General features: G+C 71.0%; 9 protein-coding genes. 2 read left to right on the forward strand and 7 right to left on the reverse strand.

The window, feature by feature from the left end; all coding sequences use genetic code 11:
• Positions 1-44 precede the first annotated feature (44 nt).
• The 3 genes from JIG36_RS39010 to JIG36_RS39020 all read right to left on the reverse strand — a co-directional run bounded on the left by JIG36_RS39010 (position 45) and on the right by JIG36_RS39020 (position 4,093).
• Entirely contained in the window at positions 45-1,361 is a 1,317-nt protein-coding gene (locus tag JIG36_RS39010; protein WP_203381628.1) for a hemolysin family protein, read from the reverse strand.
• Between the two features lie 113 nt (positions 1,362-1,474).
• Positions 1,475-3,268: a gamma-glutamyltransferase gene (ggt, locus tag JIG36_RS39015; RefSeq protein WP_203381491.1), complete on the reverse strand. Its 1,794-nt coding sequence runs from the start codon at positions 3,266-3,268 to the stop codon at positions 1,475-1,477.
• Positions 3,269-3,346: 78 nt separating this feature from the next.
• Positions 3,347-4,093: an SDR family NAD(P)-dependent oxidoreductase gene (locus JIG36_RS39020; RefSeq protein WP_203381492.1), complete on the reverse strand. Its 747-nt coding sequence runs from the start codon at positions 4,091-4,093 to the stop codon at positions 3,347-3,349.
• A gap of 69 nt (positions 4,094-4,162) precedes the next feature.
• Here JIG36_RS39020 and JIG36_RS39025 point away from each other — a divergent pair, with 69 nt between their 5' ends.
• The gene (locus JIG36_RS39025; protein WP_203381493.1) at positions 4,163-4,987 is read left to right on the forward strand and encodes a LysR family transcriptional regulator; all 825 of its coding nucleotides are present in this window, start codon (positions 4,163-4,165) and stop codon (positions 4,985-4,987) included.
• Between the two features lie 12 nt (positions 4,988-4,999).
• Here the strand turns inward: JIG36_RS39025 and JIG36_RS39030 are convergent, their stop codons facing one another.
• From JIG36_RS39030 to JIG36_RS39045, 4 genes are all read right to left on the reverse strand, one after another.
• On the reverse strand, positions 5,000-6,919 hold the full coding sequence (locus tag JIG36_RS39030) for an ABC transporter ATP-binding protein (protein WP_203381494.1): 1,920 nt from the start codon (positions 6,917-6,919) through the stop codon (positions 5,000-5,002).
• Positions 6,916-8,694, reverse strand: a complete 1,779-nt coding sequence (locus JIG36_RS39035; protein WP_203381495.1) for an ABC transporter ATP-binding protein — start codon at positions 8,692-8,694, stop codon at positions 6,916-6,918. Before JIG36_RS39035 ends, JIG36_RS39030 begins: the two co-directional genes overlap by 4 nt.
• Positions 8,695-8,705: 11 nt before the next feature.
• Positions 8,706-9,899 carry an MFS transporter gene (locus JIG36_RS39040; RefSeq protein WP_203381496.1) on the reverse strand — a complete coding sequence of 398 codons (1,194 nt, stop codon included), beginning with the start codon at positions 9,897-9,899 and terminating at the stop codon, positions 8,706-8,708.
• A gap of 216 nt (positions 9,900-10,115) precedes the next feature.
• A complete protein-coding gene (locus JIG36_RS39045) occupies positions 10,116-11,585 on the reverse strand; it encodes an alpha/beta hydrolase (RefSeq protein WP_203381497.1) in 1,470 nt (489 codons plus the stop codon).
• Positions 11,586-11,700: 115 nt separating this feature from the next.
• On the opposite strand from JIG36_RS39045, the gene JIG36_RS39050 reads away from it, so the two are divergent.
• Positions 11,701-12,819: a PQQ-dependent sugar dehydrogenase gene (locus JIG36_RS39050; RefSeq protein WP_203381498.1), complete on the forward strand. Its 1,119-nt coding sequence runs from the start codon at positions 11,701-11,703 to the stop codon at positions 12,817-12,819.
• The last annotated feature ends 2 nt before the right edge of the window (positions 12,820-12,821 follow it).

A 12,821-nucleotide genomic window follows, 5' to 3' on the forward strand; every position in this document is an offset into this window, starting at 1 on the left:
CGGGATTCGGATGTCGTCGGGGTCGTGGGCGGTTGCGGCGGTGATCAGCTTCCGGCCGGCTGGGGCTCGGACCCGGCCTTCTCCGACTCGCTTTCCCCGGGGATCGCGCGCAAGCGGATGCGAGTGATGGCGCGGCCGGTGATCTCGACGACCTCGGCCGTGTGGCCGTCGACCTGGACGACCTCGCCGGGGGTCGTCGGGATGTGGCCGAGGCGGGACAGCACCAGGCCGGCCACCGTCGTGTAGTCGCCGTCGGTCAGGTTGGTGGCGTCGACCCCGATGTCGGGCAGGTCGTGCACCGGGAACGTGCCGGGCAGCAGCGTCGAGCCGTCCGGCTCGCGGACCACCGACTGCACGTCGCGGTCGGTCTCGTCGTAGATCTCGCCCACGACCTCCTCGACCAGGTCCTCCATGGTCACGATGCCGTCGATGGCGCCGCGCTCGTCGACCACCAGCGCCAGCTGCTGGCGCTGGACACGGAGCTGGAGCATCGCGTCGGACACCTTGAGCGAGTCGGGCAGGAAGATCGGGGCGAACATATGGTCCCGTACGGGGCCCTGGGCGTCGACGAGATCACGCAGGTGCACCACGCCGAGCACGTCGTCGAGGCCCATCGGCCCGGTGACCGGCGCCCGCGAATGCCCACCGGCGACCAAGCGGCCCAGCGCCTCCCGCGAGTCCATGTCGGCCGGGACGACCACCACGTCGCGGCGCGGGACCAGGATCTCGCGCAGCACCCGGTCGGCGATCTCGAACGCGCCGCTGATGATCGTGCGCTGCTCGGGCGTGAACTCCTGCTGCTGGGTCACGAGGTCGCGGATCTCCTCGGGCGAGACCTCTTCGCGGGACGCGTCGGGGTCGGCGCCGAGCAGCCGGACGACCATGTCGGTCGACTTGCCGAGCAGCCAGATGACCGGCCGGGACAGCGAGGACAGCATGTCGAGCGGGCGGGCCACCAGCAGCGCCCAGGTCTCGGCCCGCTGCATGGCGATGCGCTTGGGGGCGAGCTCGCCGACGACCAGGGTGAAGAACGTCAGGATGATCGTGACGATGACGATCGAGACCGGTTCGGCGGCCGATCCGAGGAAGTCGAGCGGGCCGTTCAGCGGGGCCGCCAGCGAGACCGCGGCCGAGGCGGAGGCCAGGAAGCCGGCCAGCGTGATGCCGATCTGGATCGTGGCCAGGAACCGGTTGGGGTCACGGGCCAGCCGGGCCAGTGTGGCGCCGGCCTTCAAGCTGCGTTCCAGCCGCTGCAGCTGACTGTCGCGGAGTGAGACCAGAGCCATCTCACTGCCCGCGAACAGGGCGTTGACCAGAACAAGAACAACGACGAGTACGACCTGCCACCCATAGCCGCCCAAGGCGGTTCCACTCTCCTTCACGATCCGGGGCCTCAGACCGTACGGGAGAAAACTGAGTGCGCATCCAGGAAAGGGCCGGGGAATTCCCGGCCCTTTCACAGCTCAGCGTGGGTTTATCGAGGGTTGACGACTCCGGCCGCTCCACCGCCGCGGCGGACCGGCTCGGCCGAGGCGATGAAACCACCGCCGCGGGTGAACTCGATCGCCGTGGCGGCGCCGAGCTCGGGCACGTCGGGCCCGAACGTGTGCCCCAGCGCGGTCAGCGCCGGCCCGTACGTGGTGTGGAACGCCGGCTCGGCCTGGATGCCCGCGGTGTTGCGCTGCGAGGCCCGGGGAGCGGCCATCGCGTCGGGCAGGGACTGGCCGAGCACGACCCGGTTGAGCAGGATCTGCAGGACCGTCGTGATGATCGTCGCGCCGCCGGGCGAGCCCAGCGCGAGGAACGGCTTGCCGTCCTGCAGCACGATCGTCGGCGACATCGAGCTGCGCGGCCGCTTGGTCGGGCCGGGCAGGTTCGGGTCGGCCGCGGGGGCCTGCGTGTTGGTGAAGTTGAAGTCGGTCAGCTCGTTGTTGAGCAGGAAGCCCCGGCCGGGCACGACCATCGCGTTGCCACCGGTCTGCTCGATCGTGAACGTGTATTCGACGATGTTGCCCCAGCGGTCGGCGACGGTCAGGTTGGTCGTGCTCTGCCCCTGCTCGGTGGGCCCGCCGACGGTGGCCGGGGTGCAGCCGGAGGCGTTGAGGTCACCCGGCGGCACGGGCTTGGTCAGCGCGGCGCCCGGCTTGATCTGGCACGCACGCTGCCTGGCCCAGCCGTCCGACACGAGCTTCCGCAAGACCGAGTTCTTCGTGTACGCCCCCACGTAGCGGTTGCGGTCGGCGAAGCTCAGCGCCGAGGCCTCGAGGTAGTAGTGCAGCGCCTTCGTGACGTCGCTCTTGGAGAGGCCGGCCGTTTCGAGGATGTTGAGGGCCTCGCTGACCGCCACGCCGCCGCTGGACGGGGTCGACATCCCGTACACCGTCAGGTCTTTGAACTTCGACTTCGTCGGCTCGGGGTGGCGCAGCTCGTAGTTCCTGAGGTCGTTCAACGTCAGCGTGCCCGGCCGGATCGGGAACGCCCAGCTCCCCACGGGGTTGCTGGACACCGGCGGGTTCTGGACCGTCTTCACGATGTCGCGGGCCACCGCCCCCTCGTAGAGGACGTCGATGCCCTTTTTGGCGATCAGCCGGTAGGTGGCCGCCAGGTCGGGGTTGCGCTGGGTCGAGCCCACCGCCGGCGGCGTCCCGTTCGGCAGGTAGAGCGCCTTGGTCGCGTCGAACTGCCCGAACGCGGCGGCGTTGTCGGCGATCTGCTGGCGGAACGTGGCGTCGACCGGGAAGCCCTTGTCACCGACCCGGGCGGCCGGTTCGAGCAGGCTCGCCAGCGACTTCGTGCCCCACTGGCGCACTGCCGACTGCCAGGTGGCCAGGGTGCCGGGCGTGCCGACCGAGAGGCCGGAGACGCGGGCCTCCTGGAAGTCGTACGGCGTGTTGTCGGCCGGGTCGATGAAGTGGGTCTCCTTCATCGTGGCCGGGCCGCTCTCGCGGCCGTCGATCGTGGAGACGCTGCGCTTGCGGGCGTCGTAGTAGACGAAGAAGCCGCCGCCCCCGATGCCGGCCGAGAACGGCTCGGTGACGCCGAGGGTCGCGGCCGCCGCCACCGCCGCGTCGACCGCGTTGCCGCCGCGGCGCAGCACGTCGAGGCCGACCGCGGTGGCCGTGGGGTCGACCGTGGAGACCGCGCCGCCGTACCCGGTCGCGGTGGGTCCGAGCTTCTGGCCGTAGCCGCCCCCGGCCAGCGCCGGCGAGGGCGCCACGAGCAGGGTCGCGGCCAGGGATGTCACGCCAAGGACCGGCAGAATCCGCATTGATCCTCCGAAGACAGTGCTGTTGGTCTATCCCTGCCTACCAGATCCGTCGGGAATACGCCCCCCGAGTTGGAACACTCACCACGGCACGGTGCCGTTGTCGTCGAAGAACCCGCCGGTCGGGCACTCCCGGCCCAGCGTGGCCAGCCGCACGACGATCGCGGCGCCCTCGGCCGCGGTCCGGGTCAGCGTGAACGGCAGGCCCTGGGCGAAGTCGGTGTCGCAGGCGCCGGGCGCGATCGCGTTGACCAGGATCCCGTCGCGGGACAGCGCCTTCGCGTACTGCACCGTCAGCATGTTCAGCGCGGCCTTCGACGCCGGGTAGCCCAGCGAGCCCGGCATCCGGCTCAGATAGTGGGTGGCGTCGTTCATCCAGGTCATCGACGAGGTGCCACTGGACACGTTCACGATCCGCGCGGCGGAGGAGCGCCGCAGCAGCGGCAGCATCGCCTCGGTGACGGCTATCACGCCGAACAGGTTCGTCTCGAACACTGCCCGCACCTCGTCGAGGTGCACCGAACCGGGCGCCTGGCCCGCGAACCCGCCGGAGATGCCGGCGTTGTTGACCAGAACGTCCAGGCGGCCGAACCGGTCGCCGATCTCTTCGGCCGCCGCGGTCACGCCGCGCTGGTCGGTCACGTCGAGACCGATCGGATACGCCTCGCCGCCCGCCGCGCGGATCTCGTCGGCCGCGGCCGCACCTTTCCCACGGTCCCGGGCGCCGACCAGCACCGTCATCCCGAGGCCGGCGAACCGATCCGCGACGGCCCGCCCGATCCCCTTGTTCGCCCCCGTCACCAGCACGATCGCTGCATCATCAGTCATGCCTCCAGACGACCACCGCCCGGCGTCACGGACCAGGATCCGCCCGATCTCGATCGATACCCTAAAGATATGGACATCGAGATGCGGGAGCTTCGCTACTTCGTGGCGGTGGCCGAGGAACTGCACTTCGGACGGGCGGCCCGCCGGCTCAACATCGCCCAGCCGCCGTTGTCCCGGGCGATCCGCCTGCTCGAGCGGCGGATGGGTGTCACCCTTCTGGAGCGCACCAGTCGCGAGGTTCACCTGACCCCGGCCGGCGAGGTGCTCCTGGCCGAGGGCCGAGGTGCTCTGGATGCGGCGGCCGCGGCGGTACGGCGTACGCAACGGGCCGCCGAGACCACCCGGCGTCTGGTGCTGGCGCTCAAACCGGGCGGTGACGGCGGCTTGTTGCGGTCGATCCTGGACCGCTACGCGGCCACACCCGGCGCCGTCCCGGTCGATCTGGCCTTCAGCGCCGGCGAACGCGCCCAGATGGTCCGCGACGGCCGCGCTGACCTCGCGTTGCTGCACCGGCCGCAGAACGACCTGACCGGACTGGACAGCGACGACCTTCTCACCCAGGACCAGGTCGTGGTGCTTCCGGAGGGCCACCGGCTGGCGGCCCAGGACACGGTGTCGATGGCCGACCTGAGCGGCGAGACGCTGCCCCGCTGGCCGGAGGCCCGCCCCGGCGTGACCGGCTATCCGATCAGTGACACGAACCAGCTGATGCAACTCATCATGCTCGGACGGATGGTCGCGGTGCTGCCGGAGTCGATCCGTGACCGCGTGCCGCCGGGCGCGGTCTGGCGGCCGGTCACGGACGCCGTTCCGGCCACCGTCGTGATCGCCTGGTCCCGGGACAGCACGTCCCGCCAGGTCGCCGCCTTCGTCGCGGCCAGCGCGCCGCACTGAGACCGACAACGTTCAGGAGTGCGCGGCCCACGTCTCGAACATGGCCGCATAGCGACCGCCCGCGGCCACCAGCTCGTCGTGGCTGCCGGTCTCGACGATGTGGTGGTCGTCGACCACGATGATCCGGTCGGCGCGCATCGCCGTGGACAGACGGTGGGCGACCAGGATCGCCGTCCGGCCCTCCAGCAGCGCGTCCAGCGCTGCCTCGACGCGCAGCTCCGAGCGCAGGTCCAGACTGGACGTGGCCTCGTCGAGCACCACCACCCGCGGCTCGGCCAGGAACGCCCGGGCCAGCGCCAGCAACTGCCGCTCCCCCGACGACACCGATTGACCACGTTCGTGCAGCGGCGTGTCCAGGCCCTCGGGCGAGCGGGAGACCAGCTCGCGCAGGCCGACCGCGTCGACCGCGGCCCAGATCTCGTCGTCGGTGGCCGTGGGACGGGCGAAGGCGATGTTGTCGCGCAGCGTGCCGGCGAACAGGAACGGTTCCTGCGGGACGACCCCGATCTGGGTGCGCAGCGATTCCAGGGTGACGTCGCGCAGATCGTGGCCGTCGATCGTGATGCGGCCCGAGGTCGGGTCGTAGAGCCGGGTCACCAGCTTGGCCAGCGTCGATTTGCCGGCGCCGGTCGGGCCGACGCAGGCAACAGTCTCGCCGGGCGAGATGTCCAAATTGACGCCCGCCAGCACCGGACGGTCCGAGGAATAGCCGAAGGTCACGTCATCGAAAACGATCTTCCCGGTGACCGGCGGCAGAACGACGGCGTCCGGCGCGGTGACAACCGACGGAACAGAAGACAACAGCCCCCGGATCTTGCCGATCGCGGCCTTGCCCTGCTGGTACTGCGTGTAGAGCTGCACCAATTGCTGCACCGGCTGGAAGAACGAGTTCACGTAGAGGACGAACGCCGTCAGCTCTCCGATCGTCAGCGAGCCCCGCAGCACCATCCGCCCGCCGACCAGCAGCAGCACGGCCATCGCGATCAGGCCGATCACCGACGTACCGGGGCCGTAGATCGCGTTGATCCGCCCGGTGAAGTCGTTCGCGTCGCGGTAGCCGCCGACCACCTCACGATGGGCGACGACGTTGCGCTCCTGGCGGTTGTGGGCGGTCACTACCCGTACGCCGTTCAGGCTCTCGGACAGGTCGGCGAACATGGTGGCGATGGCGTCGCGCTGGCGGTTGTAGCCACGGTCGGCCGCGTGCCGGAACCACAGCGACGCGATCGTCAGCGGCGGCACGACCAGGGCCAGCGTGATGATCGCCAGGTAGGCGTTGTAGTGGAACAGCACCCCGGTGACGACCACCATGGTCAGCCCCTGGATCAGGAACTGGGCGAAGCCGTCCTGCAGCAGGCTCTGCAACGACTCCACATCGGAGGTCATCCGGGTCATGGTGACCCCGGCCTTCTCGCGGGTGTAGTAGTCGAGCGACATCCGCTGCAGGTGGGCGAAGATGCGGATGCGCAGGTCACGGGTGGCGGCGGCCGCCAGCAGGCCACTCTTGCGCATGCGTACGGCGGTGGCCACGCCGGTGAGCAGCACCGCCGCCACGAAGCAGACCGTTGCCAGGATCAGGACCCGCAGGTTGCCGGCCGAGATGCCGTGGTCGATGCCGATCTGCAGCAGGTAGGGGCCGATCTGCAGCAGCAGCGTCTCGACTCCGATCGCGAGCGACGCCGCGATCAGCAGGCCGGGCCGGCCCAGCAGCAGCCGGGTCATCGAGATGCGCCGCCCCGAGTCGCCGACCGGGTCGTACGAGACGCCGGGATCGCCGTGCTCGGGCTCGCGCGCCTCCAGCTGGGCGACGCCCTCACGCAGGTCGTCGGGGATGCCAGCGAACGGCAGCCCGTTGCCCTTGCGACCGGCCGCGCCGACCGTGGGGCGCCCGCCGACGTTGAAGCCCCCGAACCCACCCCCGTACATGCTCATGACGGAACCTCCGCGGAAGAAGCGGAAGAAGCGGAAGCCAGAACGGCGGCGTACCGCGGTTCGGAAGCCAGCAGCGAGGCGTGCGTGCCGTCGGCGATCACCCGGCCACCCTCCATCAGCACGACCCGGTCGGCCAGCCCGATCGTGGACAGCCGGTGCGCGACGATCAGCGTGGTCCGCCCGCGCATCTGGTCGCGCAGCGAGGAGTGGATGCGCTGCTCCACGGTCACGTCGATGGCGCTGGTGGCGTCGTCGAGCACCAGCACCGGCGGGTTGACCAGCAGCGCCCGCGCGATCGCGACGCGTTGCCGCTGGCCGCCGCTCAGCGTGTAGCCGCGTTCGCCGACCACGGTGTCGTAGCCGTCGGGCAGCGCGCGGATGAACTCGTCGGCGCCGGCCGCGATCGCCGCCGACTCGACCTCGGCCCGGGAGGCTTCCGGTTTCCCGTACGCGATGTTGTCGTGCAGGGAGAGCGAGAAGAGGAACGGCTCGTCGGGCACGATGCCGACCTGCTGCCGCAACGACTCCAGCGCGAGCGAGCGCACGTCGTGCCCGTCGATCGTGACCCGCCCGGCCGAGACGTCGTAGAAACGCGCGATCAGCCGGCCCAGTGTCGACTTGCCCGACCCGGTCCCGCCCACCACGGCCACCGTCTCCCCGGCCCGGATGCGCAGGTTCAGTCCGTCCAGGGCGGGAGTTCCGTTCGGGTACGCGAAACCGACCTCGTCGAACGCAAGATCCCCGCGCAGCGGCACCACGACCGGTTCCGGCCCGTCCACCACGTCGCTCGGCGTGTCGAGGATGTCGTAGATCCGCCGCGCGGACGCCGAGGCCCGCTGCCCCATCATGATCATCATGCCGAGCAGGCGGAACGGCGGCTGGAGCATCAGCACGTACGAGTTGAACGCGACGATCGTGCCCACGGTGGTGCTGCCCTCGATCACCATCCAGCCGCCGACCAGCAGCACCAGCGCCAGCCCGAGGCGCGGCAGGTTGTCGAGCACCGGGTTCCAGCGGCTGCGGATGCGGGCGTCCTGCCGGTAGGCCCACCGGATGCGGTCGGCGCTCTCGGCGAGCTGGCGCAGCTGACGGCCCTCGGCCGAGAACGCCTTCACGATCCGGACGCCCTGGATGTTCTCGTCGACCACGGTCGCGAGCTGGGCCAGCCGGGCCTGGATCATCCAGGACACCGGGAAGATCGCCTTGCGCATGCTGACGCCGAGCAGCCCGATGACCGGCATGGTCGCCATCGCCACGATCGCGAGCGGCACGTTGATCGAGAGCATCAGGCCGAAGGCGACCACCGCGATCAGGCACTGTACGAGGATCGACGGGCCGAACGAGAGGTAGAGCTGGACGGCTCGGATGTCGGAGCCGGAGCGCGACATCAGTTCGCCGGTCTGCACCCGGTCGTAGAAGCCGAACGGCATGCGGGCCAGGTGGGCGTAGACGATGTTGCGCAGGTCGTATTCGAGTTCAAACGCGGTACGCAGCAGATAGAGCCGCGCCAGAAAGTTGATCAGCCCTTGCAGCAGGGCCAGCCCGACGATCCACCAGACGTACGTGCTGAGCTGCGCGGTCTTCTCGACGATGGCGTCGTCGATGCCGACCCGCACCAGGTTGGGGATCTGCACCTGCACGATCAGGCCGGCGAAGGACAGCGTGAGCGACGTGATCAGCAGAGCCCGGTGGGCCTTGACCAGCGGCAGCGCCCGCCGCAGCCAGCTCTTGCGGGCGTCCGGATCGATGGATGCCCGGGGCGCGCGACGGGTCAAACGGGCCTCCCTTAGTTAGCCTGGCTAACGATACTCCGAGGCTGGGGAGACGTGGGGGTGACGCGGCCCACCGCCAGCACGGCCACGGCGCCGAGCAACTGGCAGATCCCGACTGCGGCGAGAATGACGGCCGCTCCGGCCCCCGCGGCCAGCCCGGCCGCGGCCGCCCCGGTCGCGGCCGCCGTCACCTTGAGCCCGGCGCCGAGCGAGAAGACCTGCGTGCGCAGCCCGGGTGGCGACTCCTGATCGCGCACCGCGAAGACCGCCACCGACACCGGCGCCCCCAGACCGCCGGCGAGCGCGAAGAACGGCAACCCGGCCCAGCCGACCGGCAGGACGATCAGGATCAGGTACGGCAGTGCCGTGGCGGCCAGGCAGACGATCACGACCCGTTCCGGGCGCCACCGGCGGATCGGCCAACGGGTGCACAGCAGCGAACCGATCAGGCCGCCGGCCGCACCGGCCGAGAGGATCACGCCGGTGAGCTCGGGCCGGTGCTCCCCCGCCGCGATCAGGGCCGCCACCAGAGGCAGGGCACCCGTGCCGACCATGCTGAACACGGTTCCGGCGGTCACCCCGCCGAGGCGCGGCCGCCGCCACATGAGGGCGAACGCGGCAAGCGGCGAGGCCAGCCGCCGGCGACGGGTGGCGGACGGCAGGGGCAACGTGATCACGAGCACCGCCGCCGCCAGCACCAGCGCCGCCAGGCCGACGGTCGACCAGGCGGCGCCGGCCAGCCCGGCCAGCACGGCGGCCAGGGCGGGCCCGGCGATGCCGGCCACGCTGTAGGACATCACGTCGAGGCCGAACGCCCGCTCCAGCCGGTCGGGCACCAGGTCGCCGAGCAGACTGCTGAGACCGCCGATGAGCAGCGGGGCGACGCAGCCGGCGAGCACCAGCACCAGCACGGCGCCCGCGGTGGACCGGCCGATCATCGCGGCGGCGGCCGCGAGACATGCGGCGTACGCGAGATAGGCGACCGGATAGAGCAGGCGGCGCGACCGGACGGCGTCGGCCACCGCGCCCACCACCGGAGCCGCCAGCACGTGCGGCACCATCAGAGCGGCGATCAACAGGCCGGCCAGGGCCTCGTCGCCGGTGCGCTCGAGCACCAGCAACAGGATCGACACCCGGGCGCCCTCGTCGGCGAGGCGGGCGAACACCGCGGCGCCCACATAGCGGGCGAGGACGAACGAGGACGACACCGGGCCCAGTCTGCCCGAACCCGATCACCGCGAAGCCCGAGGACCCAGCGGCCGGGGCGACGCCGAACCCGATCGGCGCGACGCCCGAGGGCCCAGCGGCCGGGACGACGCCGAACCCGATCGGCGCGACGCCCGAGGGCCCAGCGGCCGGGACGACGCCGAACCCGATCGGCGCGACGCCCGAGGGCCCAGCGGCCGGAGCGGCGCCGGAGCCGGTCAGCCGACGCCGAAGGGCTCGGGATCGGCCGGCGGACAGTGGGCGCCGGGGGCGACCGGGCGGAGCTTGAGCAGGTAACGGTCGACCACGCCGGAGACGCACGGGCTCTTGTTGTAGGCGACGTGACCCCAGCCGTCGTACGTCAGCAGGCTCGTCGGCGTGCCGAGCTGCGCCGCGACGTTACGGGCCCAGGGGTAGGCCGTAGCCGGGTCGTGGCGCGAGTTCACGAGCAGGACCGGGCCGAGGCCGGGCGGCGGGGTGATCGCGGCCTGCGGGTTGCTGGGCGGCGACGGCCAGCCCAGGCAGCCGGTCATCGCGGTCAGCGCCAGCGGCGAGATCAGCATCTGGGGTGCGCGGGCGGCCAGTTCGGTCATCCGGGCGCGCAGGTCGGCGTAGCCGGTGACCGAGAGGTTCCAGTCCTCGCAGATGACCGGCGAGAAGCTGTAGTCGATGAGGTCGACCGTCGGCGGCGTGGTCCGGGCTGACTTCTGGGCCGGGGTGGGGGCGGGCGCGGGGGCCAGGGCGTCGCGCAGGTAATAGGCGAACGAGTACCACTGCGGATCGTAGAACGCCGAGAACGCCGCCGTGAGCAGGTCGGACAGGCTCAGTTTGAGCGACGGGTCGTACGGGTTGGTCAGCTGCCCGGCCCGGGCCTTCACGACGGCGGTGGCCCAGAGCTGGTAGAGGTTCTGCCCGCGCAGCACGCACCGGGTGTCGCGGGCGCACCACTTCACGAACTCGCCGAACGAGTCCTGCGCGGCGTCGGTCTCGCGGATCAGGAAGTCGCCGAGGTCGGCGCTGTGGTCCATCACGCTGTCGAGCACGAGCCCGCGCAGCCGGGTGGGGTAGCGCTGGGCGTACTGCAGGCCGATCAGGGTTCCGTACGAGGCGCCGTAGAAGTTGATTTTCTGTTCGCCCAGCGCCGCGCGGACGGTGTCGAAGTCGCGCACCACGCTGGCCGTGTCGACGTGGTTGAAGTGGGCTCCGGTGCGGGCGGCGCAGTCGGCGGCGAGTTTGCGGTTGAAGGTGATCATCGCGGCGTACTGCTGCTCGGACTCGACGAGCGGGGAAGGCTTGGCGTCGACCAGGTCACGCGAGCACAGCACCGGCGCGCTGCGGCCGACCCCGCGCGGGTCCACGCCCACGATGTCGAACCGTTTGCGCACCTCCTCGCCGAAGAAGCCGGTCGCGCCGAACGTGAAGTCGACCGCCGAGCCGCCCGGCCCGCCCGGGTTGACGATCAGCACGCCGAGGCGGTGGGCGGGGTCGGTCGCCTTGCGTCGCGCCATCGTCAGCGTGATCTTCGGGCTGTCCGGCTTCGACCAGTCGGCCGGCACCTTCATCTCGCCGCACTGCACCTGCGCGTCCTCGGGACAGGTGGACCAGGTGATCGTGGTGGCGCCGCTCGCCGGGGCCGGCGTGACGCCGTACGTCAGCAGGGTGATGACCGTGAGGACCGCGGCTCGCACGCGCTGTTTCTCCGCCCTGCACGGCCGAGGCACCGCGCGGCCCCATCTTCGGACGAACCAAGATCATGAGTCCGGTAAACCGGTGAAGTTCGCCGGGCCGTGGCACCGTGGAGCGATGACTCCCGCCGCCCGGACCCGCCTGGTTTTCGCCACGGCCGGAGCGTTTCTGCTCGTGGCCTGCTCCGACGGCGAGGCTTCGGCGCCGCGCGGAGAGACGACCTACGCGCCGCCGTCGTCCGCGCCGTCATCCTTTTCGGAAAGTCCTGCTCAAGATCGGAAACCCGACCTGAGCCGGCCGCAGACGATCGTGAGCGGACTCGACGTGCCGTGGGGGCTGGCGTTCCTGCCCGACGGTTCGGCGCTGGTCAGCGAGCGCGACGCGGGCGACATCCGGCAGATCCCGGCCGGTGGCGGCGAGCCGAAAAAGGTGGCCGAGATCCGCGGTGTCGACGCGGGTGGCGAGGGCGGCCTGCTCGGCATCGCGGTCGACCCCGACTACGCACGGAACAAGTTCGTCTACGCGTACTTCACGGCGAGCGGTGACAACCGCATCGTGCGGTTCACCTTTCCGGACGGGAAGCAGCAGGTGATCCTGGACGGGATCGACAAGGCGCGCATCCACAACGGCGGGCGGATCGCGTTCGGCCCCGACGGCTTCCTCTATGTGGGCACGGGCGACGCCGGCGACGGCAGCGCGGCCCAGGACCGCGACGACGTGAACGGCAAGATCCTGCGGATCACCCGCGACGGAAAACCGGCGCCCGGCAACCCGTTCGACGGCTCACCGGTGTGGTCGGTGGGCCACCGCAACGTGCAGGGCCTGGCCTGGGGGCCGGACAAGAAGATGTACGGCATCGAGTTCGGTCAGAACACGTGGGACGAGGTGAACGTCATCCAGCCGGGCCGGAACTACGGCTGGCCCGAGGTGGAGGGCAAGGAGGGCAACGCCAAGTACGTCGACCCGATCGTGCAGTGGTCCACCGACGACGCCTCGCCGTCGGGCGCGGCCGTGGCCGGCGACACGCTCTATGCGGCCGGGCTGCGTGGTGAGCGCTTGTGGACGGTCCCGCTCGGCGGCGGTGAGCCGAAGGCGGAGTTCAGCGGGAAGTACGGCCGGTTGCGGACGGTGGCCGTGGCCCCGGACGGCGCCCTGTGGGTGACCACCTCGAACCGGGACGGCCGAGGTGATCCCCGCGACGGCGACGACAAGATCTTGCGGTTTGCGGCTGCTTGAAC

It is taken from the genome of Paractinoplanes ovalisporus (genome assembly GCF_016834655.1).
Taxonomy (GTDB): domain Bacteria; phylum Actinomycetota; class Actinomycetes; order Mycobacteriales; family Micromonosporaceae; genus Actinoplanes; species Actinoplanes ovalisporus.